Below are 25,285 nucleotides of genomic sequence, written 5' to 3'. Positions count from 1 at the left end.
TCCGTCTCCTGTCGTCTCTGTGTGATCGGTGCGTGAACGGGCGCTGCCTGCCGCCTACTTGCCGATGCGCCGCGAGCCGAGGAGGGCTGCGGCGAGGGCGGCCGGGATCAACATGAGAAGCAGCAGCGCGAGCAGCCCGAGCCCCGTGGGCCCGCCGCCGGGACGGATGAAGCGGGACATGATGGAGGCGTTCGGGGGGCGTTGGGGCCGGGTGCGGGGGGACGTGGTGGAGGGGGTGGAGGGGGTGGTGGTGGCCGGGGGGCGGCTCGGTGTGGCGGATCGGCCTCCGGTGGTCTGGCCGCCGGTGGACCGACCTCCGGTTGCTTCGCCGCCGGTGGACCGACCGGCCGTTGCTTCGCCGCCGGTGGACTGACCGCTCGTTGCTTCGCCGCCCGTGGACTGGCCTCCGGTTGCCGCGCCCCCGGTCGCTGCGCCTGCGGTGGCGCCGCCCTGGCCGGCGGAAGCGCCTGCGGCCGCGCCGGCGGCGTCCGCCGCTCCGCCGGCTCCGGCTCCTCCTGCGGCTCCTCCCGCCGCCGCTGCGGCTCCGCCGGCCGCTGCTCCGGCACCTGCGGCTGCTCCGCCGACTGCTGCTCCGGCACCTGCTGCTGCTCCTCCACCGGCCGCGGCACCAGCTCCGGCTGCCGCTCCGGCTCCGGCTGCTGCTCCGGCGCCCGCTGCCGCTCCCCCGGCGGCGGCTCCCGCACCGGCTGCCGCACCGGCACCGGCCGCAGCAGCTGCTCCGGCCGCGGCACCCGCGCCCGCGGCACCCGCTCCCGCCGCCGCACCTCCGGCCGCAGCGCCCGCACCACCAGCCGCCCCGGCACCGGCCGCAGCACCCGCACCCGCGGCGCCCGCTCCCGCCGCGGCACCCCCGCCCGCCGCACCGCCAGCCGCAGCACCCGCACCGCCACCTGCTCCGGCACCGGCGCCCGCCGCCGCTCCTCCGGCGGCCGCTCCCGCACCGGCACCTGCCGCAGCACCCACGCCCACGCCAGCGCCGGCACCCGCACCCGCACCCGCACCCGCCGCCACACCAGCCCCCGCAGCAGCGCCCGCGCCGGCCGCTGCCGCCGTGCCGGGAGCCGCCGCCCCCGGGGCAGGAGCGGCCACGACGGGCGCGAGAGCTGCCAGCGCGGGCACAGGGGCGCCCGTACCGGCCGGAGGCAACGGCGGGGGCGGCGGGAAGACGACTCCCGGCGGCACCGGCAGGACCGGAGGCGCGAGGGGAGGCACCGGCACCGGGGGCGGAACGGGAGCGGGGACGGGAGGGGGCAGGGGCACGACCGGGGGTGGGGGCACGGCCGGCGGTGGGGCAGGCACCGGCGGTGGGGGCGGCGGTACGGGCGCCGGAGGCGGAGGCGGCTCGTACAGCGTGAACTCGCCGGTCGCGTGGGCCTTGAGCAGCGGCGGCGGCTCCGGGCAGCCGTCGGGCCGCAGCGTCTTGAGCCGGTCGCTGCCCGTCACCTCCCCCTCGCTGAGGTACCGGCCCGGGGGCCGCTCCATGGTCGCCACGCACCGCGCCGAGCCGCCCGGTTCCAGGCTCGGGACGATGTCGCCGCCCGACGCGCAGACGATGGCGGGCGGCTGGAGGACGGGGTCGGTGAGCTGGAGGTCGAACACCGTGCGGTTGCCGGTGTTGGTGACGTCGTAGAAGACGGTGGCGCGGCCGAGGACCAGGGTCTGGTCCAGGGCTCCGGCGCCGGTCGTCACCGTCTCGGTCAGCTCCAGGTGCCCGCCGACGCCGGCGTATCCGGAGCGGGCGACGGCCCGGGACTCCGCGTCGAGGGAGGGAATGCGGCCGACGGCGGTGACGTCGGCGATCCAGGTGCCCGGCCGGGCGGTGGCCCGGGCGGTGCAGGTCGCCGAGTCCAGGCCGCGGAGCATCGGAAGGCGGTCGCCGCCGCCGGGACAGCGGATGTCGGCGTCCGGGAGGCCCGGGTCGCTCACCCGCACGTCGTACAGGTCGGCCCCGGTGCGGTTGATCAGACGATACGTCTTCACCAGCGGGCGGCCGACGCGGATGCCGGGGTGGGTCGCCTCGGTACCCGGTCTGGTGTCGACGGCGACCCGGAGGTCCAGCCCCTGCGATCCCGCGCCGTCGGCGACGGCACGCTGCGCCGGTCCGCCGCAGGCGGCCATGAGCAGCGGCAACACCGCGGGAAGACGTGTCCCGAGGGCTCGCCAGCACCTCCCTAACAGTCCTATGAACACACAAAAAGGACTAACAGAGCGGTCTGCGGGCGGGCTTCGGCCCACGCCGGTCACCCGACGCAACCGTACGAAGATCACTCCGGTGGCCGCGCGACCGCTCAGCCGCCGGGCATCAGGCCCGCCGCGACCGTGGCCCCCAGTTCCCAGCAGGCCTCGGTGCCGGCCTTGCCCGGCTCGCCGGTGACGGTCACCGGCTCGGCCGCCCGGCGCCAGCCGAGCCCGGTGGTGACGGTGTCGATGGCGCGGACGGCGCCGGTGACGTCGTTGCCGCCGTGCACGTAGTAGCCGAAGGGGCGGCCCCGGGTCTCGTCCAGGCAGGGATAGTAGATCTGGTCGAAGAAGTGCTTGAGGGCGCCGGACATGTAGCCGAGGTTGGCGGGCGTGCCGAGCAGGTAGCCGTCGGCTTCCAGCACATCGGAGGCGGTGGCCGACAGGGCCGCCCGGCGTACGACGCGGACGCCCTCGATCTCCGGTGTCGTGGCGCCGGACACGACGGCCTCGAACAGCGCCTGGCAGTGGGGTGAGGGGGTGTGGTGGACGATCAGCAGGGTAGGCACATGCGGCACCCTGCCGTGCGTCCGCCGCCCGTGGCAAACGGCGGGCCGCGGCCGGCGTCGCGAGGGGCGCGCCGCCGGGGTGACGGGAGGAGACGTGGTGACCGAGGAGGACCGCCGGCCACCGGCCGCCGTGGTGTTCGACGCGCTGGGCCCGGAGTACGAGCGGGCGTTCGCCGGCTCCGCACCGCACCGGGCGTCGCTCGGCCGGCTGCTGGAACTGCTGGCGCCGGGCAGCAGGGTGCTGGACGTGGGCAGCGGGACGGGACGGCCGACCGCGCGGACCCTGGCCGAGGCCGGTCACCGGGTGCTGGGCATCGACGTCTCCCCGGTCATGGTCGAGCTGGCCGCCCGGCAGGTGCCCGAGGCCGAGTTCCGGCTCGGCGACATCCGCGAGACGCCGGTGCCGGAGGCCTCCTTCGACGCCGCGTGCGCCTACTTCTCGCTGCTCCAGATGACCCGGGCCGAACAGGCCGCGGTGGTTTCGAAGCTGGCCCGGGCGGTGCGGCCCGGCGGACTGGTCGTGCTGGCCACCGTGCCGCTGGACGTGGAGGACGTCGAGGGTGTCTTCATGGGGCAGCCGGTGCGGGTGACGAGCTTCGCCGCCGAGGCGTTCACCGGGCTGGTGTCCGGGGCGGGCCTGACGGTGCTCTCCGAGGAGCACGAGGTGTTCACGCCGGTCCACCCCGAGGCCACGCCCGAGCCGCACCTGTTCGTCCTCGCCCGACGTGCGGCGCAGTGACCCGCGGACGGTGAGCCGCATTCCCGTTCGGCGTTGTCGGTGCCCTCGGTTACAGTGACGGCTCTGAACCGAAGGGGAGGCAGCAGTGCAGGTCAGGGTGGGGACCGTCGGAGGCCGTGTGGTCGTGGCGGCGGCGCTCGCCGCGCTGCTCGGCGGCTGCGCGGGGTCGGCGGACGGCGACGGGAAGAAGTCCACGAGCGCGTCGGCGGACGCCAAGGGCGCGGCGGGCGGGGGCGCGGGGGCGAAGGGTACGGCGGCGGCGCGCGGCGGCACGATCGGCGCGGCCGGTTCGGCCTGCGAACTGCCCGTCAGCTTCGCCCTCGCCCAGCACTGGAAGGCCAAGTCCATCGACGCCGAGAAGGAGCTGTCCAAGGCCTCGAAGGGCGAGGACGACGACCTCAGCGGGGCCCTCGCCGACGCCTTCCTCCGCCAGGGACCGGTCACCACCGCCTGCGAGATCGACGCCAAGCCGGCCGGCAACATCGGCTTCCTGCGCGTGTGGACCGGCAAGCCCGGGGGCGCGGACGCGGCCGGTGTGCTGCGCGCGTTCGTCGCCGCCGAGGACAACGTCAGCAAGGCGAAGTACCACTCCTTCAAGACCGGCGGCGGCGTCGACGCCGTCGAGGTGGAGTACCTCTACACGAGCAAGCTCCTGGACGAGACCAAGAAGGAGAGCGCCTTCGCGGTCAGCACGCCCGACGGCCCGGTCGTCCTGCACCTCGGCGGCATGGACACCCAGGAGCACGAGGAGATGCGACCCGCGTACGAACTCGCCAAGCAGACGCTCGAGCTGGGCTGAGGCCCGCCGCCCGCGTCCGACTCAGTCCGGGGCCGTGGACCGGCCCAAATAGGTGAGCGGGCCTGCGTCCGCGACCGGGATCCGGTGGAAGCCGACCCGGTCGTAGAACGCGCGGGCCGCGGTGTTGGCGGTGACCATGCCGAGGTGGACCGCCCGGACACCCTGCTGGTGCAGGGCGTCCAGGAAGGTGCGCAGCAGGCGGCGGCCGTACCCCCGCCCCTGCCAGGCCGGCAGCAGGTCGATGTGCAGATGGGCCGGGTAGCCGGCGAGTCCGGGGACGAGCATCCGTTCCGGGTGGTGCAGGAGCCGGATCATCTCTTCGGTGGGCGTGCGGGACGGCCCGGCGGGCTCCGGATAGCGGTCGTACAGCCGGGGGATCCAGTCCCGCCGGAAGTCCTCGACGAAGCGCGCGGTGTCGGCGGTGCCGACGATGTACCCCACGGCCCGGCCCGTGCCGTCGTCCAGGACGAAGGCGAGGTCCGGGTCGAAGTGGCAGTACGGCTCGGCGAAGATCGACGGCATGAGGCGCTGGTCGGGGTAGATCGCCCGGGATTCGCCTCCCTCGTACGCGGTGCGGACACAGACGTCGACCACGGCGTCGCGGTCGGCGGGGCGGTAGGGCCGTATCACGGCGGTCCGGGAGAAGCTCGGCATACCCGCATCCTGCTGTCCTGGGAGCGCTCCCACAAGAGGGGGCCGCCGTACCGGTACGGCGGCCCCTCGTGCGTGACGTCAGTAGCGCAGGCGCCTGGCCCGCAGGAGCATGAACAGGCCGGACAGGGCGAGCAGCGTGCCGATGGCCCCGGGCCACAGATGGGCTCCCGTCTCCGCCAAGCCGCCCTGTGCGGCCTGGGGTTCGGGTTGCGCGGACGACGGCGGAGCGTAGGCCGCCGCGGTGACCTGTCCGGGAGCGGAGGAGGCGGGCGCGGACGGGGGAGGCGTCGGCCGGGCCGGTACCGAACGCGCCGGTGTGGAGCGAGGTTCGGCGGGCTCGGCCGGTGCCGCCTTGTCGTCCGTGTCGTGCTTGGCGGTGCGGGCCGGTGCGGTCGTCACGTCGTGGCGCGGGGCTTCGGCGGGCTGGGAGGCCGCGGGTGGCGCGGGCGCGGAGGTGCCGCTCCCGCCGGGCTGCTCGGCGGTACCGGAACCATGCTGCTCGGCCGCGCCGTCACCGGGCTGCTCGGCACTGCCGTCGCCAGGCTGCCCCGTGTAGCCGTCACCGGGGGCGGCGGAGGTCGGAGCCGCGGTAAGACTCGCGGTGGGACTCGCCGTCGTGCCCGAGTCGTCGCCGCCCGAGGGGCCGCAGGTCCGACCCGCGTTGATGCAGTCGACCATCTCGCGCATCAGGTCCTCGTCGAAGACGTTGATGAAGTCGCCGTGGTCGGTGACGGGCTTGTGCAGCTGCTCCGGGAAGGAGTCCACCGCGAACAGCGGGACCGTCCGGCCGCCGTCCGCGAGGCTCGGCGCGTCGACGTCGTAGACGATGCGCTGGACCAGCTGCGGAATGGGCCGGAAGCCCGCCGGGCAGGAGCCGTCGACGGCGGTGAAGGCCACGTGGGTGCGGTGGTTGGCGCTGTCGATGTTGCGGCCGTCCCAGCAGCTCTGGAACCGGAAGGTGCGCACGACGTCGCTGCCCGGCGGGCACAACGGGTACTTGTCCTTCAACTGCCGGTCCTCGTAACCGGTGCAGCTCCAGGAGGCGTTGGCGTTGCCGGGGCCGTTGACGAAGGCCTTGGCGTCGCCGGTGATGATGCGCAGCAGGCGCGGCATGGCGGTGACCTCGCCGCGCGGGTTGCCGACGAAGGTCAGCGTCACCTGCTTGGGCGTCACGATCTGTCCCGCGTTGCCCTCCGTACCGCCGCCCGGCGCTCCGGCGTCCCGCTCCTGGGTGCCGTTCTGCAGGCGCAGCACCGGCCAGTAGTACGAGGACTTGTCGCCCTGGTCCGCACAGCTGGTGCCGGCCCGCGCCAGGTCCTCGTCGCTCGCGAAGGCGTTGTTCGCCTGGTTGCCGACGTAATCGTGGAAGTGGTGGGCGCCGTTGGAGACGCCGGGGGCGACGATGACGTTGTCGGAGTTGAACAGGCCGTTCGCGTTGACCCCGCAGTCGGAGGTGAAGGTGCCGCGCGAGGCGCCGGCCTGCGCCGGCGGGGCCGGCGCGTCGGGCTGTACGGCGGTGATGTCCGCGTAGTCGGAGACGACGGGTCCGTTACCGCCCTGGCCCGCGCCGCCCTGGCCCGCGCCGCCCTGACCCGTGCCGCTCTGGCCCTGGTCGGTGCCGCCCTGTCGGCCGTCGTCGGCCGGCGTGCCGGTGGCCTGGCCGGTGTCGCCGGGGCGCAGGGTGCAGGCGGCCAGGGAATCCAGGCCCTGCGGGCGCTCGCCCGCCCGGTCGATGGCGTCGGCGATCCGCCCGATGGACACCGAGCGCTGCTCCTTCAGCGGCTGCATGATCGTGGCGTCGAGGGAGTTACTGTCCGGGCTGCCGGCCTGCTGGAGTTGCCGGTAGGCCGCCGCGGTCTGCTGGTCGAGCCGGGCGAGTTCGCGGTCGACGTCCGCGCGGGCCGCGTCCGGTACGGCCGTCAGCCGGCTGCCGACGTCGGGGCAGTCGATGGTCGCCATACCCGCGGACCGGACGTGTCCGGTGGTGTCCGTACCGGAACCGTCACCCCAGCCCTCGCTGGCCGAGGCATAGACGTTCGCCGCGACGAGCCCGGCGCCGCCCAGCATCAGGGCGACCGCGGCGAGGGTCGCGCGTCGTGCGCGGGTCGGGCGTCTGCGGCTGTTGCGTACCAAGGTCGTCCCCTGTGTGTGAGCAGCGGTCGGGCATGGAGTTCCCCGGCTTCATACGGAGGCCGGAGCCACCGTGTTCAACAGAATCGCGAATTCACCGGGATCTCACAGGAAACCATGGCTCCCGTCCTTTCCCCGTCGAACGTCACAGCGAACATCACGAATATGTATCGGACATTTCACACCTCAACCTTCACATGAGGCACACACGTTGGCTAGGTTGACGCGAGGCCGCCGCCCGGCTCTGCCCCGGCGAGCCGCTCAACTGCCCTGTGGGGCAAGGAAGGAGCACGTCTTCCATGGCGCCGGAGAGCCGCGACGAGGTTCGGCAGCGGATCGCATCCCTCTACGACCAGGCGGAGAACGCCACCGGTAACTTCAACGCGACCCGGGCGATGGCCGCCCGCACACGGTCCCGTGGCGTCCCGCTGGCCAAGCGGGCGGGCCGGCGTCCGGATCCGGGACTCGACGAGGTCGCCCGGCAGTGGTTCGACGCGGCCCGCGCCAAGCTCGGCCCGACCGTCCCGGCCGTACTGCCCACCGACCGGCTCCCCGACGTCCCCCTGACGCCCGGGCGTTCGTGGGACCGGATGGGCGGTCTGCCCGCAGACGAGCGGGAGGTCCGAGCGCTCCCCGCCGGCGGGGAGGCCCTCGCCCTCCCGAGCGGAGAGCGGCAGGCCCTGCCGTCCGCCCAGCGGCCCGAGGCCCTTGAGCGAGGCCCCCGCGCGGTGGCCGAGCTGCCGGCCGGCTCGTCGGCGGACCCGACGAGCCGGCCCGCACAGGCCCCGCAGAGCGGGCAGATCGCGCTGCCCGGAGCGACGGGTCTGGAACTGCCGGGGCGCGCGGTGGCGTTGCCCGGCACCGGTACGGCGGAACCGGACGGCTGGGGTGCGCCCGGAGCGGCGGGGTCCGCCGTCCTGCCGGTCGCCGCCGGGACCACCGCACCGGGAGCCACGGTGCAGGCAACCCCTGTGGCGACGGGGACCGCGGTCCAGTTGCCCAGGACGCTGCCCGGTACCGCCGTGCCCGGCCGCCTCTCCCCCACCGCCGCCAAGTCCGGCGCCCGGTGGAAACTCGGCAGAGCGCGCGACCTGCTGTCCCTGCACGCCGTTCAAACCAGCCTTCCCGGCATCACCGTCCAGCCCGCCTGGGCCCCCGGGACCCAGGAGGCGCAGCAACCCGCCGTGGCCGAGGCGACGGGACAGTGGCAGCAGCCGCAGTGGACGGCACCGGGCCTGTCTTCGGACACGGCGACGCCGGCCGCGGGCACTCAGCCTGCCGCCGCCGGCGACCCCCTGACCGACACCGGCTCCCTCACCACGCTCACCGACACCGGGTCCTACGCCCTCCCCGCCGCTGCCGCTGCCCCTGCCCCTGCCCCTGCCCCTGCCCCTGCCACCGGCTCGCTCCCGCTTCCCCTGCCCACGCCCGTCCCCGAGTCGCCGCGTCTCCTGCGTGCCGCGAAGGCCATCGCGTTCGCCCGGGAGCAGATCGGGAAGCCCTGCGTCTGGGGTGCGATGGGACCGGGCTCGTACGACTGCTCCAGCCTCACCCAGGCGGCGTGGCGGGCGGCCGGTGTCACGCTGCCGCGCGCGGCGCACGAGCAGGCGCTGGCCGGCACCCCGGTGGCGCTCGCCGGTATCGAACCCGGTGACCTCGTCCTCTTCTTCGACGACGACCGGCACGTGGGCCTGCACGTCGGTGACGGCATGATGGTCCACGCCCCGGGACCGGGGTCGTCCATCCGCGAGGAGTCGATCTACGGTGCCGGCGAGGCGGCGATCCACCGGATCGTCCGGCCGGCCTGACCGGGGTCAGCCCCGGCGTCGCCGGGCGCGCCGGCTCTCGTACGCGGATGCTGCGGCTGCTGTCGACGCGGAACCGGATGCCGAGGTGCTTGCGGACGTAATCCTGGGTGAGGCCGAAGGCGGGGCCCAGGACGCGTACCGGCCAGTGCGGGAGCCTGGTGCGCGGCAGCCGCACTTCCCTCCGCCGCGCCGGCCCAGGGAGGCAGCCAACGAATCCCCGCCCCGGCACTACCCAGCCATAAGGCACCACTGGGCAAGGCATAAGATCACCTTATGAGGTCATAGACCGGACCCGCGTACCGAGTTAGGTCTGCCTTAGTTTAGGCTTCGTGATCACGTCACCCATTCGCCTCGAAGGGAACCTGATCATGCCGCGCCCCCTGCGGGTAGCCATCGTCGGAGCCGGCCCCGCCGGGATCTACGCCGCCGACGCCCTGCTCAAATCCGAGGTGGCCGCCGACCCCGGTGTGTCCATCGATCTCTTCGAGCGAATGCCCGCACCGTTCGGCTTGATCCGGTACGGCGTCGCGCCCGACCACCCGCGGATCAAGGGCATCATCACCGCCCTGCACCAGGTGCTCGACAAGCCGCAGATCCGCCTGTTCGGCAACGTCGACTACCCGGCCGACATCAATCTGGACGACCTGCGCGCCTTCTACGACGCGGTGATCTTCTCCACCGGCGCGATGGCCGACCGCGAGCTGTCCATACCCGGCATCGACCTGGACGGTTCCTACGGCGCCGCCGACTTCGTCTCCTGGTACGACGGCCACCCCGACGTGCCGCGCACCTGGCCGCTGGAAGCCGAGAAGGTCGCCGTGCTGGGTGTCGGCAACGTCGCCCTGGACGTCGCCCGCATCCTCGCCAAGACCGCCGACGAGCTGCTGCCGACCGAGATCCCGCCGAACGTCTACGACGGTCTGAAGGCCAACAAGGCCGTGGAGATCCACGTCTTCGGCCGCCGCGGCCCGGCGCAGGCGAAGTTCAGCCCGATGGAGCTGCGCGAGCTGGACCACTCCCCGAACATCGAGGTCGTCGTCGACCCCGAGGACATCGACTACGACGAGGGCTCGATCGAGACCCGGCGCGGCAACAAGCAGGCCGACATGGTCGCCAAGACGCTCGAGAACTGGGCGATCCGGGACGTCGGCAACCGACCGCACAAGCTGTTCCTGCACTTCTTCGAGTCGCCGGCCGAGATCCTCGGCGAGGACGGCAAGGTCGTCGGCCTGCGCACCGAGCGCACCGCCCTGGACGGCACCGGCAACGTCAAGGGCACCGGCGAGTACAAGGACTGGGACGTCACCGCCGTCTACCGCGCGGTCGGCTACCTCTCCGAGAAGCTGCCCAAGCTGCCCTGGGACCTCGACTCCGGCACCGTCCCGGACGAGGGCGGCCGGGTGATCGAGGAGGGCGGCACCCACCTGCAGTCCACCTACGTCACCGGCTGGATCCGGCGCGGCCCCATCGGCCTGATCGGGCACACCAAGGGCGACGCCAACGAGACCGTGGCCAACCTGCTGGACGACTACGCGGGCGGCCGTCTGCACACCCCCGCCTCGCCGGAGCCGGAGGCCGTGGACGCCTTCCTCGCCGAGCGGAACGTCCGCTTCACCACCTGGGAGGGCTGGTACAAGCTGGACGCCGCCGAGCGCGCCCTGGGCGAGCCGCAGGGCCGCGACCGCGTGAAGATCGTCGAGCGTGAGGACATGCTGCGGGAGAGCGGCGCCTGAGCTCCCGCCTCCCCCGGGCCCCAGGGGGCCGGCGCCGGGTGCGCCGGCCCCCGCCGCAGTTCAGGCCTGCGCCGCCCGGGCGAACAGCTCGTGCAGCGGCACCGGTGACAGCAGCCGGGTGAAGGGGCCGTAGACCGCCTTGCCCGCCCGGACCGCGCCGTGCGTGCGCAGCTTGCCGCTCTCCACGGGCAGATGGGGTGCGTCCAGGGTCTCCCAGGTGTCGTGGGTGAAGGCCGTGCGCCCGGCCCGCGCCCGCCGGCCGGTCTGCACCGCCCCGGCCGCCACCAGCTCCGCCTGCGCCGCCTTGTGCCGGGCGGCCGTCCAGCCGTTCCAGCGGCGCACGTTGCGGTCGGTGGGCCGGGCGAGGGCATGCAGCTGGAGGTGGAGCGCGGCGGCGTCCGTCCCGACACCGAGCCGCTGCGCGACCTCCGCTACCAGGCCGGGGACGCTCAGCGCGGGATCGGCCTCGTAACCCCCCGCAGGCACCGGTGTTGCACCAGCACGGGCCGCCGTCCGGGCCAGTCCGTCCAGCAGCGCCCGCATCCCCGTGACCTCCTCCCGGAGCCGGGGCAGCTCCAGCCGGTCGCACAGGTCCAGCGCCCGCGCCACGCGCTCCGGCTCGGTGAGGGCCGCCGTCCGCAGGAAGACCTGCCCGCCGGGGACCACGACGACGAGCGTCCCGTCCTCCAGTGCCGTGGGCGTTTCCGTGACGGTGTCCAGGAACGGCTCCGAACACGGGATCACGGTGCCCGCGTAGGGCCGGAAGGCCGGATCCCCTGCGGCGGCCCGGGCCAGGGCCGGATACGACAGCAGCTCGACCAGCGTGTCCGGGGCGGCGCACCACGCCCGCAGGTGCTCGTACAGTTTCAGCGCCCCCTCGGCGGCGGGGTCGCCGACCGGCCGCTCGGTCAGGGCCCAGGCGATCACGGACAGCGTCTCGGTGTGCGGGGCACGGTCCCGGCGTATCCACGCGCCGGCCGTGCCGTCCGGGCCGGCCTCGTGCAGAAGAAGCCGGCCGGTGCGGCTGCCGACCAGGACGGGTCCGCCCGGTTCGGCCGGCGGGCGGCCGGCGGACAGGGCACGCGCCCAGTCGGCGGACAGGCCCAGGTCCGCCTCCAGGGCGTCCGCCAGCTCCTCGTCGACGTAGGGCCGCGTGCCGAGCCGCTCGGCCCAGACGGCCGCCATGCGCTCCGCGGCCCGGACGGGTCCGTCCGGGCCCCACAGGTCGGCCGGGTCCTCCGGCAGTCCGGCGGCGAGCAGCGCGCGCCGGCCGTCCGGTCCGAGCCGGTGCCAGAAGCCGTCGTACTCCGTCGCCGCGGCCTTGTTCGCCTTGTAAGGCCTGGAGCGCAGCATCCGGGCGTGGTCGTCGTGCCCGGCGCGGCGCGGGAGGCCGGCGAGGGCCAGGGTGGCGACGGGGCGTCGTACGCCGGTGCGCCAGGAGAAGACGGCCACGGCCTCCGGGGTCAGCGGGACCGGCCCGTTCTGTTCGACCAGCTCCAGGAGGCGGGTGAGGCGTGCGCCGTCGTCCCGGGTGACCGTGACGGTCCGCTCCTCCTCGGTGCGGGCGGGGGCGGGGGCCGTGGCCGGCTGGACGAAGCGGCGGAGTCCGCCGCGTGCGGGGCCCGCCGCCGTGTCCGGGGCGGCGGTCAGCTCCTCCTGCGGGGCGCGGCCGGTGCGCCAGGTGCCGCCGGGTGCGGCGAAGGGCTGCCGGCTCCAGGTCCGCAGCAGGGCGTCCAGGGCGGTCCGGTCGGCCTCGGGCGTGGTCTCGACGGCGGCCCGCCAGGCGACGGCGTCGATGCCGCCGAGCAGCACCTGCCACTCCGCGGGGCGTGCGGGCGGGGCCAGGCCGCGGGTCTCGTCGTCGATCTCGCCGCGCAGGAAGCGGCCGTCGGCGGCGAGGGCGGTGAGGGTGCCGGAGTGCCGCTCCGGTGCGTGGGTCTCGTAGGCGTGCAGGTCGGGCAGGAGGCCGGCCAGGGCGGGAACGAGGGCGGTGTCGGGGACGTCGGCGGGGAGGGTCACCACCGGGCCGGAGCGCATGATGCCCACGCGCCGGGACAGCTCCGCGCGGCGGCGCAGCACGTCGGCCGCGAGCCGGGCCGCGCGCACCACCCCCTCCCGCACGCGGGCGTCGCCGACCTCGGGCAGCAGGCCGGTGACCCGGGCGCGCAGTTCGGAGTCGTCCCCGGTGCCGCGGGCGGCGTCCAGCAGGGCGCGCACGGTCGTGCCGCAGACGGTGCGCAGCGCCTCGGAGGAGCGTGGGTCGCGCGGGGTGAGGAAGTGCCAGAACGCCGGCGGCGGCACCGGGCCGGCCTGCTCACCGAGGGTGGGCGGACGGTCGCGGTCGCGTCCGGAGGCCGGGACGAAGCCGTGGACCTGCCAGAGCAGCGAGTTGTCCGCGGCGGCGTGGCAGCGGACGGTCGCCTCGCCGACGGTGACGGCATCCTCGCCGCCCTCGGGGAGGGCGAGGATGCCCCAGGGGTGGCGGCCGAAGCGGCGGCTGCGGTAGCCGGCGGTGCGGCCGTCGACCGACTCCAGCCGGAACTCGGTGGGCGAGGGGCCCTGGTAGGGCGTGCGGTTGAGGACCCGGCAGCCGACGAGCCGCCCGTCCTGGCCGAACGGGGAGGCCGGCGCGTCCTCGGGGAGCAGCGCGAGGTACTGGCCGCCCTCGAACTCCTCCATGCCGTCCGGGAGTTCCCGGTCACGGTGGAAGTCCGGCAGCGTGCGGTCGGCCGCCGGAGCCCCGGTCACGGGGTCGTACGGCGTCCAGTTGCCGCGGGTGTGGAACACCTGGGCGCCGTAGAAGCGCCGGCCGTCGCTCATCTGGAAGTCGTGGCCGCCGATGCCCTCGCGCCCGCCGGGCCGCAGCACCCGCTCCCCGTCGAACCGGCCGTCGCGGTCCGGGGTCTCGAACTGGTACCCGAACCCGCCCTGGATCAGTCCGCCGTACGGCCGCAGGCCGAACTGTTCCTGAGGGGTGAACACCTCGTGCGGCCGGTCGGCCCAGTACGCCTGGTCGGCGGCGGAGTAGCGGTCGCCGGTGCGCCAGCTGACGAGGAACCGGCCGCCGACGTGGTGGACGGCGTGCGAGGTCGCCTCGTCCGGTACCCGGAAGGCGCAGGTCGCGCGGGTGCCCGCGGGGTCGACGGCCACGGCGCGGTCGCCGCCGAAGACGGTGAGGACGGGCCAGGTGCAGGTGACGCGGAGGATGTCGGCCGGGTCGAACGCGTCGAGGGCCGCGTCCAGGGCGGGCCAGCCCAGTTCCTCGGGCAGTCCGGCGCGCAGGGCGCGGGCCAGCGGGCCGGTAAGGTCCAGCGCGGCCAGCGCCTCCTCGATGCCGTCCAGGGCGACGGCGGTGGGCCGGTCGAGGAGGCCGGCCAGTTCGGTGACCGCCTCGTCGGCCGCGGCGAGCCCCCCGCCGCGCAGCTCGCCGAGCAGGCCCTCGATGCGGGTGTGCACCTCGGCGGCGATGCCGGCGTTCTCCGGCAGCCGGGTGATCGCCGTGCCGCCGCCGCGCAGCCCCTCGTGCACGGTGCCTTCGAGGCGGCGGCCGAACACCGGGTGGGCGGCCAGGGCCTTCAGGTCGCGGTGGGACCGGTCCGCCCAGAACGTCAGCCGTACGGCGTCGCCGGGGTCCGCCACCGCGATGCCCTCGGCGAGACAGGCGTCCAGGAGGTCGGCGTCCAGGGCCGGCCAGCCGTACGTGTCCTCGTGGATCACCACGGGGGTGGCCGCGGCGCGGAGCCGCGGGGCGAACCGGGCGACGATCTCGAAGAGTTCGGCGGGCATGGGCTGGCTCGCCACGCCGCCGTACGCCACCTTCCGGTGCCGGTAGGTGCGCGTGTACCGGCCGAGCCAGCCGGCCAGGCCGCCCTCCGGGGCCAGGTGCCCGGCCGCCGCCGCGTCCACGATGCCGCCGCGCAGCAGCAGCCGCAGCCAAGCGGCCGCGTCCTTGCGGGAGTCCGGGAACAGGTCGAGCAACGCGGCCTGCACCGTGGTGCCTTGGGGATGCTCGCCGAGCGGCCCTGCGGCGGCCTCCAGCAGGGCGTCCGGGACCGCCTTGCCGCGGGCGGCGCCGAGGACCTGTCCCAGCACGCGGGCGTCCTCGTCGGTGCCGAGGCCGGCGGCCCGCGCGGACGCCCCGATCCGGCGGGCGAGGTCGGCGGGGAGGTCCCCGGGCGAGGCCGCCCAGGCGGTCAGCACGCGCACGTACTCCTCGTGCGCCTGGGCGGGCGCCAGCTGCCCGGCCAGCCACCGCTGATGCGCACTCAGCTCCTTGACCGGCAACGCCCCGTGCGCCGCGAGGAGCCGTGCGCCGGCCCGCCGCCAGCCCGGGTCGACGGGCAGCGCGTGCTCCTGTTCCGCCTTGCGGGCCAGGGTGTACGCCTTGGCCGCGGCTCCGCCGGGATATCCCAGCAGGCGGTGCGCCACCGTGTCCCAGAACCAGGGCAGATGCGCGGGCGGCAGCCCGCTCGCCGACCGCCGCAGCCGCTCCAGGCAGCGCCCCATCCTGGGATACGCGGACGACACGGCCGTCGACACCTCGCCGAGCAGGGCGACGGCGGCGTGCTCGGCGCCCGGGTCGTGGGACCTGACCCAGAGCGCATAGGTCATGGACCGGTGGGGTTCCGCGGGCAGCAGGTCGTGAGTGAGCATGCGGCGATCTTGGCACGGGGCTACGACAGCCGTGCGGGCCTGTGGACAACCGCAGCAGCCGGCCGCCCGGGCCCTGTGGACATTCGGGGCCGCCTCCGGGGCCGTACCGCGAAAACCCCCAAGCCGCCTCGGGGACGGCCCTGTTAGGGTCCTGCGGTGTTCTCGCTGTCCGAACCCGCCTTCTTCACCCGCCTGCGCGAGGCCCGTCGCGTGCTGGTCGCCGGCGCCGGCGGCGGCTTCGACGTCTACGCCGGCCTCCCCCTGGCCCTCGCGCTGCGCTCGGCCGGCAAGGAGGTGCACCTGGCCAGTCTGTCCTTCGCCGACCTGTACGGCCTGGGCCCGGACAGCCGGGTCGCGGAGGACGTCTCCGCCGTCCGGGCGGACACCCCGCTGCGCGGCGACTACTTCCCCGAGCGCTCGCTCGCCCAGTGGCTGCGCTCGCAGGGCCTGCCCGAGACCGTGTACGCCTTTCCCCTCACGGGTGTCGGGCCGCTGCGCGCCGCCTACCGGGCGCTTCTCGCGCACCTCGGCGGGGTGGACGCGATCGTGCTGGTGGACGGCGGCACGGACATCCTGATGCGCGGGGACGAGCACGGGCTCGGTACTCCCGAGGAGGACATGGCGAGCCTGGCCGCCGTCGCCGGGCTGGAGGAGGTGCCGCACCGGCTGGTGGCCTGCCTGGGCTTCGGCGTGGACGCGCATCACGGCGTCAACCACTCCCTGGTCCTGGAGAACCTGGCCGCTCTGGACCGCGCGGGCGGCTACCTGGGCGCGTTCTCCCTCCCGCGCGACAGCCCGGAGGGCGTCGCCTATCTCGACGCCGTGGACCACGCCCAGCGCTGCCACGAGAGCCGTCCCAGCATCGTGCACGGGTCCGTCGCCGCGGCGGTGCGGGGTGCCTTCGGCGACGTGCGGTTCACCGAACGCACCCGGGGCAGCGAGCTGTTCGTCAACCCGCTGATGGCGCTGTACTTCTGCGTCGATCTGCCCGCGCTGGCGCGCGCCAACCTGTACCTGGACCGGCTGGAGGAGACGGTGCTGATGCGTCAGATCAGCACGGCCGTCGCCGGGTTCCGGGAGGAGCTGCCCCGGCAGCGTCCGCCCCGGGTGTTCCCGCACTGACCGCCGGCCGGCGGGAACCGTCGGCCCGGTCGTCCCGGAAGCGGTCAACCGCGGGCGAGGTCGCGGCCTCCCACCACCGCCAGTACCAGGGTCAGCAGGGCCAGGGCCGCCGTCTGGCCGAGGCCGCCGCCGAGGATCGCGCCGGCTCCGGGCACGTGCAGCCAGGGATAGAGGGCCGCGACCCGTACCGCGAGGAGGAGCAGGCCGAGAGCGGCCAGGGCGAGGCCGGCCCCGGGGGTCGTCCGGTCCGTGCTCCGGGCGCGCCACAGCAGCCAGCCGAGGGCGCCCACGACGAACCCGGTGGCGGGCGCCCAGACCAGGTCCGCGACGCCCGGCAGCAGCACCACGGACCCACCGGTGACCACGCACGCGGCCAGGAACACCAGGCCCGGCGAGCCCCCGGGCAGGCGGGCCTCGGGTGCGTCCCGGTGGTAGGCGGCGCACAGGGCGAGCGCCGGCAGCCAGGCCAGCAGCACCGCCGACGTCTCGTACCACGGCAGGCCCGGCGCCATGCCGTCTCCGGCCAGCGGGCCGATCGCGCGGACCAGGGGCCACAGGGCCGGCAGGGCCGCGCCGAGCGCTGCGGGGCGGGCCAGGCGGCGGCGGTCGTGCAGCAGGGCGAAGTAGGCCACAGGCCACAGCAGGGGCAGCGTCCAGGTCAGCACGGCGGCGACCGTGTCGGTCGTGCTCCGGCCGGTGAACCCGGTGAGGAACATCTGCCGTCCGCTCGCCCCGTGGGTGAACGCCCAGATCAGCTCCAGGACGGGGGCGGTGACCGCGGAGGCCGCCTGGAGCAGCAGGGCGCACAGGGCGAAGAGGCGGACGGCCGAGCCGAGGAGGGCGTACCGCCGGGGTGCGCCGGGCGCGCCGAGCCGGCAGCGCACGGCGAGCGCGGCGATGCTGGCCACCTCACCGAACGTGGGCCGGCTCTGGTCCTGCAGCTCGCGGTCGACGTCCCACAGGTACGTCTCGACCATCTCCTCCTCCCGTTCGCGCCGGTAGTAGGCGGGGAGCAGGCGCAGGACGGTGCGGTAGCGGGTCTCCAGCAGCGTGGTCATGCGAAGCCTCCCGCGAGTCCGGGCGTGGTGGGGGGTTCGAGGCCGGCCGGGCCCCCGGTGGCGGGGCGGGCCGGGGCGCCGCCGCGGCGGCCCGCGGCGATGCGCCGCTTGGCGGCCCCGGCGCCGGCGGCCATCCGCTCGGCCTCCGCGTCGAGGGCCGCCACGCCCTCGTCGGTGAGCCGGTAGTAGCGCCGCAGCCGGCCCTGCTGCACCTCCTCCCGGTCCAGCACGATCAGGCCGTCCGCGGTGAGCCGGTCCAGCACGCCGTACAGCGTGCCGACCCGCAACTGCACCTCCCCGTCGGAGAGTTCCTCCACCTCGCGCAGGATGCCGTAGCCGTGCCGCGGCTGGTCGGCGAGCGCCGTGAGGACGAAGAACGCCGCTCGGGTCATGCTCTTCGCTGTCATGCGGCCAGGATATATCGGCAGCCGATATATATCGAGCGGAACGGGCCGACGCGTGCCGGGTCGAGGCGGGCGCTGAGGTGAACGGGGTCCGCCCCTGAGCGGATGGACGGGCGGACCCCGTTCGCCGGACATTGTGGGCGCCGTGCGGGGCGGCCGGGCACGGGTGAACCGCGGTCGCCTGACGCGCCCCGCGCACACTCCGGGCGTACGGCACACACCCCGTGCGCCGGTCGCACCCCCGGACGACGCGCGGGGCCGGGCCCCGGCCGCCGCATCTCCCCGCCGAACGGTGATACTGGGAGCCGCACCCGCCCCCATCAGCAGATTGGCTCATGTCGAACTCCGCCACCGACCGCGCCACCATCCCGCAGACCCTCTGGGCGGCCCGGGGCCGCCACACCGGTCCCGCACCCGAGGAGGTCGTCCGCCGCACCCTGCGCCGGCACAAGGACAGCGGGGACATCGACGACTTCGCCGAACCGCCGGCCGAGGACCCCGACCGGCGGGTCTTCGAGGCGCGCTGGCGGGCCGGCGGCACGGTGACCGTGCGGGCCCGGCTGACCCTCGTACCGCGTGAGGGCCGGCCGCAGGGGCACGAGTGGCGGCTGGTCGCGGAGGCGGAACGGCCGTGGGACGACGCGTGGCCCTCGCCCGCGACCCTGTTCTGGCCCGAGGGCGGCTCCGACGGGGGCGAGGACGGCTCCTGGGACCACCACCCCACGGTCCCCGGTCTGCGCTTGCGGCAGGTCAACGCGCTGCCCGAGGACGACAAGGAGATGCGGCGCCGGCTGCGGGACGCGGCCCGGGAGGCGTGGTGCGTGCACGTCGTCGTCCACGAGGCGATGACGCCGGACGAGCGGGGCCGGCTGCCGCTGGCGCGGCTGCTGCCGCCCGGTCTGCGGCACCGGGTGGTGGAGCACCGGGCCACCCCGCAGCAGCTGCGCGCGGTCAACTGGGCACTGAAGGACCTCGGCGTGGAGGTGCCGCGCGGCGGCGCCGTGCTGCTGCCGCCGGACCCGGAACCCGAGGGTTACGACGGCCGGGAGCACAGCGTCCGCAACGTCTTCCTGGACGGCTCGGAACCGGCCGAACTCATCGCGGCGCTGCGGCACTTCGTCGCCCTGCCGCGACCGCTGCCCCAGGGCATCGAGGAGGCGCTGACCGACCTGCGGGACCATTGGACCCTGCTGACCCTTCAGGAGGAGCTGGAGCGCCAGCGGCGGCTGGTCGCGATGTACTCGGAGGCGCTGGAGGCGATGACGAAGTCCCGGGACCTGTACAAGCAGGCCGCCGAGCAGGCCCTGGAGGCCCTGGCCGCCTACCGCGACGTGCCCGCGGCCGCCCTGCCCCAGCCGCGGCCCGCCTCGCGGACCCCGGGCGCGCTGCAGCAGCTGACGCGGACGTTCGAGAAGCTGAAGCTGACGGCCAAGGGACGGCCGCAGCCGGAGCCCGCCGCGGCCGCCTCGCCGAACGGCACCGCGCGGGCGACGGACGACAGCAAGGACACCGGGGGCGCCACGGACGACCGGTCGTCGTAGGCGCACGACCAGGACGAGGAGCCGGGATGGACACGACCACGACCCTGCTGGTGATCGCCGCCGTCGTCGCGGCGGTGCTGCTCGCCGTCGCGGTGGGTCTGCTCGTACGGCTGGTGCGGGCGCGGCGGACCCTGCGACGGGCGGGGCTGCCGACGGGACCGCGGTGGGTGTTCTGGGGTGCGGTCGCGTATCTGCTGCTGCCCACCGATCTGCTGCCCGACCCGGTCTACCTCGACGACATCGGCGTCCTGCTCCTGGCGCTGCGCAGCCTGCGCAGCGCCGGGCCGCTGCCACGGGAGACGGCCGGTTCCTGACCGGCCCGGCCTCCGAGTGCGCGGTCCGGTCCTGACGGGGGCAGCGTCAGGGGCTCCGTTTCCGCGCCTGCCCGGAGGGCCGCGCCGTCCCGTCCCGTTCTCTCCGCTCCGCCCAGGTGCGTTCCGCGCGTCTCGTGGCGCATTCTTGCTGTGTCATCCACCCGGAGGCGCACGGGACGAGGTAGGGCCGATGGCTGGGAGCGACGAGCAGGCCGTCCGTACGCGGGCCCGGCTGACCGCGCTGCTGGCCGACGCCTCGACCGGCGCCCTCAGCGCGGCCGGCGGGCGGGTGGCGGGCGTGTACCTGCGGTCCGGCATCCCGGGCCTGCTGCGCCTGGCGGTGCTCGTGGGCCTGCCCGGCCCGCTGTTCAAGCCCTGGTGGCGGCTGCACGTCGACCGTCCGTTCCCGGTCGCCGACGCATACCGGCTCGGCGTCCAGGTGATCCTCCCGAACGCCACCGAGACCATGCGCCGCTATCCGCAGTTCGCGGCGGGCCTGCCCTTCCCGTTCGGGTCCGTGCACGTGCCGGTGCCGGGCGGGACCGAGCCGCTCGGCGTGCTCACGGTGCTGCACCCGGCGGTGGCGGACACCGTGAACGAACTCCTCGACCGGGAAGCGCTCACCCGGCTGGCCGACGGCCTGGGCGCCGAGCTGCTCGGCCTGACCGACGGCAACGAGAACGCGGTGTCCTGGGACGCCGAGCCGCTCTGCCTGCGGCCGCCCGCGAGCCCGCCCGCACCGGCCGCCGTAGGACGGTTCAGCTGGGACCCGGCGACCTCCGCGGTCCGCGCCGACGACCGGCTGCACGCCCTCCTCGGGCTGCGCCCCGGCGAGTTCGCGGGGACGGCGGCGGCGCTCGCGGACGCCGTGGCCCCGCTCGACGCGCACCGGGTGCTGGCCGCGCTGCGCGAAGCCGCCGCCGGGAGACCGCCGAACGCACCGCTCAGTCTGCGCGCCCGGGACGGCACACCGCGGCTGCTGGACCTGTGGCCGGCCGACGCCGACGGGGTCGGACCGGCGGTCGGCGGGGTGGTGTTCGCACCCGGTACGTCGGCCTCCGCGGACGGCGCGGCCGACCTGCTGCCGCAGGGCGTGTTCTGCCTGGACCGGCTGGGGCTGGTCGTGTACGTCAACCCGGCCGCGGCCCGGCTGGCGGGCCGGCCCCGCGAGGCGCTGCTCGGGCGGCCGCTGTGGGAGGTGCTGCCCTGGCTGACCGGGCCGCCGTACGACGACCATCTGCGCGGTGCCCTGCTCTCGGCGGAGCCGGTGCACTTCCACGCCCGGCGGCCGGCCGGGGACCGGGACGAACCCGCCGAGGGCGACTGGCTCGCCGTGTCGGTGCATCCCGGCACGGACGTGCTGACCTGCACACTCGTCCCGGCCAGCCGCATGGACGCCGCGCAGGAAGCGGTCCCCGAGGCGCGCGTGGCGCCGGACACGGTGGCCCGCGGTCACGCGATGGCGCCGCTGTACCGGCCGATCGCGCTGGCCATCGCGCTGACGGACGCGGTGACCGCCCGGCAGGTGTCGGAGGTGGTGATGCAGGAGCTGCTGCCCGCGTTCGGCGGCCGGCAGCTGGCCATCTACCTGCTCCAGGACCGGCATCTTTACCTGGCCTGGGAGACCGGGTTCCCGCAGGGCTTCCTCGCCCCGTTCGAAGGCGTCGGCCTCGACGCCCACCTGCCCGGGGTGGAGACGCTGACCACCGGACGGCCGCTGTTCTTCGAGTCCATGGAGCAGATCGCGGCGGCCTATCCGGGCATCGCGCTCGACGCGGACCAGGGGGCGCGTGCCTTCCTGCCGCTGATCGCATCCGGACGGCCGGTCGGCTCCTGCATCCTCGGCTTCGACTGCCCGCGCAGCTTCAGCACGGAGGAGCGTACGGTTCTCACCGCGCTCGCCGGGCTGATCGCGCACGCGATGGAGCGGGCCCGGCGCTACGACGACGAGGCGGCCCTCGCCCGCGGTCTGCAGCAGGCGCTGCTGCCGCGGCGGCTGTCGGCGCACCCGCGGGTGGAGACCGCGGGCCGCTATCTGCCGGGCACGCAGGGCATGGACGTGGGCGGCGACTGGTACGACGTGGTCGAGGCCGGGGACGGGCTCGCGCTGGTCATCGGCGATGTGCAGGGGCACGGGGTGCAGGCGGCGGCCACCATGGGCCAGCTGCGCAGCGCGGTCCGCGCGTTCGCGCTGGGCGACCGGCCGCCGGACGAGGTGCTGAGCGGCTCCAACCACCTGCTGATCGACCTGGACCCCGGCCAGTTCGCCAGCTGCTGCTATCTGCGTCTCGACCCCGCCACCGGCCGGGCCCGGATCGCCCGGGCCGGCCATCTCCCGCCGCTGCTGCGGGCCCCCGACGGCAGCACCCGGCTGCTGGACATACCCGGCGGTGTCGTCCTCGGGGTGGATCCGCACGCCCGGTACCCGGTGACCGAGTTGCTACTGGAGCCGGACGCGATCCTCGCCCTGTACACCGACGGCCTGGTGGAGCGGCCCGGCGCCGACATCGACGACGGCATCGCGGCACTGCGGCGGGTGCTCGCCACGGCCGGCGCCGCTGCCGGCCGGCGCGGCGGACGGTCCCTGGCCGGGGTCGCCGACCGGCTCACGGCCACCGCCCGGCACGCCACCGACCGCCCCGACGACGTCGCCCTCCTCCTCGCCGCCCGCCGCGCGGTCCCCGACCTCTGACCGCCCTGCGCCGAACCTCTGCACAACGGTCGGCCGCAGGCGGCCCGGGTGACGGTCTCGCCTGAAGGCGCCGGGCAGTGTAGACATGGGCACATGGTGCGACTGCCCGGCCGGCCCGTGTCTCGGCCGCCCCGTTCTTCCGGGCACCCGCGCGCACCGCACAGCCCGCCGCGGCAGCCACGCGGCACGGGCGGCAGCCGGCCGGGGGTGCTGCGGTCCGCGGTGACCGGGCGCAGCGTGGCCGGTCAGGTGTTCCTCCTGCAAGTGGTGATCGTGCTGCTGCTGGTCGTCTCGGCGGTGGTGGCCCAGGTGCTCCAGGTGCGGCACGACAGCGACAGGGAGGCGGCGAACCGTTCCCTCGCCGTGGCCGAGACCTTCGCCAACGCGCCCGGTATGGTCGCCGCCCTGCGCTCTGCGGACCCCACGGCGGCGCTGCAGCCGCGCGCGGAGGCCGCCCGCAAGGCGACCGGCGTGGACTTCATCGTCGTGATGAACACCGACGGCATCCGCTACACGCACCCCAAGCCCGACCGCATCGGCAAGAAGTTCGTCGGCACGATCGCCCCCGCGCAGGCCGGCGGCACGGTCACCGAGCACATCACCGGCACGATCGGCCCGCTGGTACAGGTCGTGGTACCGGTGAAGGACCCCGGTGGCAAGGTGGTGGGCCTGGTGTCGGCCGGCATCACCACCGCGCACGTCGGCGGGGCCGCCGACCAGCAAGTGCCGCTGCTGCTCGCGGCGGCGGCCGCGGCGCTCGCGCTCGCCACCGCGGGCACGGCGCTGGTCAGCAGACGCCTGCTGCGCCAGACGCACGGCCTCGGGCCGTACGAGATGACCCGGATGTACGAGCACCACGACGCGGTGCTGCACGCGGTCCGGGAGGGTGTGCTGATCGTCGGCGGCGACGGCCGGCTGCTGCTCGCCAACGACGAGGCGCACCGTCTGCTGGATCTGCCGGCGGACGCCGAGCGGCGGCATGTGCTGGAGCTGGGCCTGGACGACGAGACGGCGGGGCTGCTGGCCTCGGGCCGGGTCGCCACGGACGAGGTGCACCTGGTCAAGGACCGCCTGCTGGCGATCAACCAGCGGCCCACCGACCTGCGCGGCGGCCCGCCCGGCAGCGTCACCACGCTACGCGACTCCACCGAGCTGCGCGCCCTGTCGGGCCGCGCGGAGGTGGCCCGGGAGCGGCTGAACATGCTGTACGACGCCGGGGTGGGTATCGGCACCAGCCTGGACGTGACCCGGACCGCGGAGGAGCTGGCCGAACTGGCGGTGCCCCGGTTCGCGGACTTCGCGACGGTGGACCTGTTCGACGCGGTGCTGAACGGGGAGGAGCCGCGGCCGGGAACGGCGCTGCGCCGCACGGCCGGCGCGGGCGTCCGCAAGGACTCCCCGCTGTACCCGGCCGGCGAGCGGATCCGGTTCGTGACCACCTCGCCGCAGGCCCGCGCGCTGACGACCGGGCAGTCGGTCGTGGTGGAGCGGCTGCGCGACGAGCCCGGCTGGCGGGCGCAGGACCTGGAGCGCACCGAGCAGGTGCTGGCGTACGGCATCCACTCGCTGATCACCGTGCCGCTGCGGGCGGGCAGTCTGGTGCTGGGCGTGGCGAACTTCTGGCGCGCGGAGAAGCCGCAGCCGTTCGACTCCGAGGAGCTGGCGCTCGCGGAGGAGCTGGTGGCGCGGGCGGCGGTGTCGATCGACAACGCCCGCCGGTACACCCGTGAGCACAACATGGCGGTCACGTTGCAGCGCAGCCTGCTGCCGCGCACTCTGCCCGAGCAGGGCGCCCTGGAGCTCGCCTACCGCTATCTGCCGGCGCAGTCCGGCGTGGGCGGCGACTGGTTCGACGTCCTGCCGCTGTCCGGTGCCCGGGTGGCCCTCGTCGTCGGGGACGTGGTCGGGCACGGGCTGCACGCGGCGGCGACCATGGGCCGGCTGCGCACGGCCGTGCACAACTTCTCCTCCCTCGACCTGCCCCCGGACGAACTCCTCGGCCTGCTGGACGAGCTGGTCGGCCGTCTCGACCAGGACGAGACCCCGGCGACGGGCGGGGCCGTGGTGACGGGCGCGACCTGCCTGTACGCGATCTACGACCCGGTGTCGCGGCGGTGCACCGTGGCCCGGGCCGGCCATCCGCCGCCCGCGCTGGTACACCCGGACGGCGCCGTGGAGTTCCCGGAGGTGCCCGCGGGTCCGCCGCTGGGCCTGGGCGGGCTGCCGTTCGAGACGGCCGAGCTGGAGCTGGCGGAGGACAGCCGGCTGGTGCTGTACACCGACGGTCTGGTGGAGGACCGGGAACGGGACATCGACGAGGGGCTCGATCTGCTGCGCGACGCCCTGCTCCGGACGCCGGGCGCCTCCCCGGAGGACACCTGCCGTACCGTGCTGGACCGGCTGCCGGCCCGGCCGACCGACGACGTCGCACTGATCGTCGCCCGCACCCGGGTGCTGGGCGGCGACCGGGTCGCGCAGTGGGAGGTGCCGCCCGACCCGGCGGCCGTGTCGGAGGTACGGGCCTCGGTGACCCGGCGGCTGGCCGACTGGGGCCTGGAGGAGCTGGCGTTCACGACGGAGCTGATCCTGAGCGAGCTGGTCACCAACGCCATCCGCTACGGGCGCGACCCGATCGGGGTCCGGCTGCTGCGGGACCGCACGCTGATCTGCGAGGTTTCCGACAGCAGCACGACCTCGCCGCATCTGCGGTACGCGGCCAGCACCGACGAGGGCGGCCGGGGCCTGTTCCTGGTCGCCCAGCTCGCCGAACGCTGGGGCACCCGGTACACGCCGCACGGCAAGGTGATCTGGGCGGAGCAGCCGCTGCCCTGACGTCCGGGACGCGGGAAATCCGTTGAGTCCGGCTCGGC

Annotated in this window: 16 protein-coding genes and 1 pseudogene; 9 read left to right on the top strand and 8 right to left on the bottom strand. The window is 75.2% G+C overall.

Annotation, left to right across the window (positions count from 1 at the left end; translation table 11 throughout):
* Window positions 1-54 precede the first annotated feature (54 nt).
* On the bottom strand, window positions 55-2,154 hold the full coding sequence (locus tag ACIP4Y_RS21485) for a hypothetical protein (RefSeq protein WP_401395728.1): 2,100 nt from the start codon (window positions 2,152-2,154) through the stop codon (window positions 55-57).
* Between the two features lie 155 nt (window positions 2,155-2,309).
* A complete protein-coding gene (locus ACIP4Y_RS21480; protein ID WP_401395724.1) occupies window positions 2,310-2,768 on the bottom strand; it encodes a flavodoxin family protein in 459 nt (152 codons plus the stop codon).
* Between the two features lie 97 nt (window positions 2,769-2,865).
* Here ACIP4Y_RS21480 and ACIP4Y_RS21475 point away from each other — a divergent pair, with 97 nt between their 5' ends.
* Together ACIP4Y_RS21475 and ACIP4Y_RS21470 are read left to right on the top strand one after the other, a co-directional pair.
* Window positions 2,866-3,507, top strand: coding sequence for a class I SAM-dependent methyltransferase (locus ACIP4Y_RS21475; protein WP_401395721.1), 642 nt, complete (start codon window positions 2,866-2,868; stop codon window positions 3,505-3,507).
* A gap of 85 nt (window positions 3,508-3,592) precedes the next feature.
* Window positions 3,593-4,306 (top strand): lipoprotein, encoded by a 714-nt coding sequence (locus tag ACIP4Y_RS21470; RefSeq protein ID WP_401395718.1) that lies wholly within the window; start codon window positions 3,593-3,595, stop codon window positions 4,304-4,306.
* Window positions 4,307-4,327: 21 nt separating this feature from the next.
* On the opposite strand, the gene ACIP4Y_RS21465 is transcribed toward ACIP4Y_RS21470, so the two are convergent.
* Window positions 4,328-4,960 carry a GNAT family N-acetyltransferase gene (locus ACIP4Y_RS21465; RefSeq protein ID WP_401395715.1) on the bottom strand — a complete coding sequence of 211 codons (633 nt, stop codon included), beginning with the start codon at window positions 4,958-4,960 and terminating at the stop codon, window positions 4,328-4,330.
* A gap of 78 nt (window positions 4,961-5,038) precedes the next feature.
* On the bottom strand, window positions 5,039-7,027 hold the full coding sequence (locus tag ACIP4Y_RS21460; RefSeq protein WP_401396149.1) for a DUF1996 domain-containing protein: 1,989 nt from the start codon (window positions 7,025-7,027) through the stop codon (window positions 5,039-5,041).
* A 362-nt stretch (window positions 7,028-7,389) separates the two neighbouring features.
* Here ACIP4Y_RS21460 and ACIP4Y_RS21455 point away from each other — a divergent pair, with 362 nt between their 5' ends.
* The gene (locus ACIP4Y_RS21455; RefSeq protein WP_401395712.1) at window positions 7,390-8,898 is read left to right on the top strand and encodes an NlpC/P60 family protein; all 1,509 of its coding nucleotides are present in this window, start codon (window positions 7,390-7,392) and stop codon (window positions 8,896-8,898) included.
* A 46-nt stretch (window positions 8,899-8,944) separates the two neighbouring features.
* On the opposite strand, the pseudogene ACIP4Y_RS21450 reads toward ACIP4Y_RS21455, so the two are convergent.
* Window positions 8,945-9,079 (bottom strand): annotated as a pseudogene (locus ACIP4Y_RS21450) (cinnamyl alcohol dehydrogenase); the annotation flags it as partial.
* Window positions 9,080-9,266: 187 nt separating this feature from the next.
* On the opposite strand from ACIP4Y_RS21450, the gene ACIP4Y_RS21445 reads away from it, so the two are divergent.
* Window positions 9,267-10,631 (top strand): FAD-dependent oxidoreductase, encoded by a 1,365-nt coding sequence (locus ACIP4Y_RS21445; RefSeq protein ID WP_401395709.1) that lies wholly within the window; start codon window positions 9,267-9,269, stop codon window positions 10,629-10,631.
* Window positions 10,632-10,691: 60 nt separating this feature from the next.
* Here the strand turns inward: ACIP4Y_RS21445 and ACIP4Y_RS21440 are convergent, their stop codons facing one another.
* Window positions 10,692-15,284: a hypothetical protein gene (locus ACIP4Y_RS21440; RefSeq protein ID WP_401395706.1), complete on the bottom strand. Its 4,593-nt coding sequence runs from the start codon at window positions 15,282-15,284 to the stop codon at window positions 10,692-10,694.
* A gap of 156 nt (window positions 15,285-15,440) precedes the next feature.
* Between ACIP4Y_RS21440 and ACIP4Y_RS21435 the strand changes: the two genes are divergently transcribed.
* Window positions 15,441-16,406 carry a DUF1152 domain-containing protein gene (locus ACIP4Y_RS21435; protein ID WP_401395703.1) on the top strand — a complete coding sequence of 322 codons (966 nt, stop codon included), beginning with the start codon at window positions 15,441-15,443 and terminating at the stop codon, window positions 16,404-16,406.
* 44 nt (window positions 16,407-16,450) lie between these two features.
* On the opposite strand, the gene ACIP4Y_RS21430 is transcribed toward ACIP4Y_RS21435, so the two are convergent.
* Together ACIP4Y_RS21430 and ACIP4Y_RS21425 are read right to left on the bottom strand one after the other, a co-directional pair.
* Entirely contained in the window at window positions 16,451-17,464 is a 1,014-nt protein-coding gene (locus ACIP4Y_RS21430) for a hypothetical protein (protein WP_401395700.1), read from the bottom strand.
* Window positions 17,461-17,856: a PadR family transcriptional regulator gene (locus tag ACIP4Y_RS21425; protein ID WP_401396146.1), complete on the bottom strand. Its 396-nt coding sequence runs from the start codon at window positions 17,854-17,856 to the stop codon at window positions 17,461-17,463. Before ACIP4Y_RS21425 ends, ACIP4Y_RS21430 begins: the two co-directional genes overlap by 4 nt.
* A 347-nt stretch (window positions 17,857-18,203) precedes the next feature.
* Between ACIP4Y_RS21425 and ACIP4Y_RS21420 the strand changes: the two genes are divergently transcribed.
* The 4 genes from ACIP4Y_RS21420 (at window position 18,204) to ACIP4Y_RS21405 (ending at window position 25,247) form a co-directional block, all read left to right on the top strand.
* Window positions 18,204-19,409 carry a hypothetical protein gene (locus ACIP4Y_RS21420; RefSeq protein WP_401395697.1) on the top strand — a complete coding sequence of 402 codons (1,206 nt, stop codon included), beginning with the start codon at window positions 18,204-18,206 and terminating at the stop codon, window positions 19,407-19,409.
* A 26-nt stretch (window positions 19,410-19,435) separates the two neighbouring features.
* On the top strand, window positions 19,436-19,723 hold the full coding sequence (locus ACIP4Y_RS21415) for a DUF1232 domain-containing protein (RefSeq protein WP_358643741.1): 288 nt from the start codon (window positions 19,436-19,438) through the stop codon (window positions 19,721-19,723).
* Between the two features lie 190 nt (window positions 19,724-19,913).
* The gene (locus ACIP4Y_RS21410) at window positions 19,914-22,415 is read left to right on the top strand and encodes a SpoIIE family protein phosphatase (RefSeq protein WP_401395693.1); all 2,502 of its coding nucleotides are present in this window, start codon (window positions 19,914-19,916) and stop codon (window positions 22,413-22,415) included.
* A 93-nt stretch (window positions 22,416-22,508) separates the two neighbouring features.
* The gene (locus tag ACIP4Y_RS21405; RefSeq protein ID WP_401395690.1) at window positions 22,509-25,247 is read left to right on the top strand and encodes a SpoIIE family protein phosphatase; all 2,739 of its coding nucleotides are present in this window, start codon (window positions 22,509-22,511) and stop codon (window positions 25,245-25,247) included.
* Window positions 25,248-25,285 lie beyond the last annotated feature (38 nt).

The sequence above is a fragment of the Streptomyces sp. NPDC088810 genome (assembly GCF_044750305.1).
Classification (GTDB): Bacteria; Actinomycetota; Actinomycetes; order Streptomycetales; family Streptomycetaceae; genus Streptomyces.
Note: the sequence above shows the minus strand (reverse complement) of the source record. Positions and strands in the feature narration are given on the sequence as shown.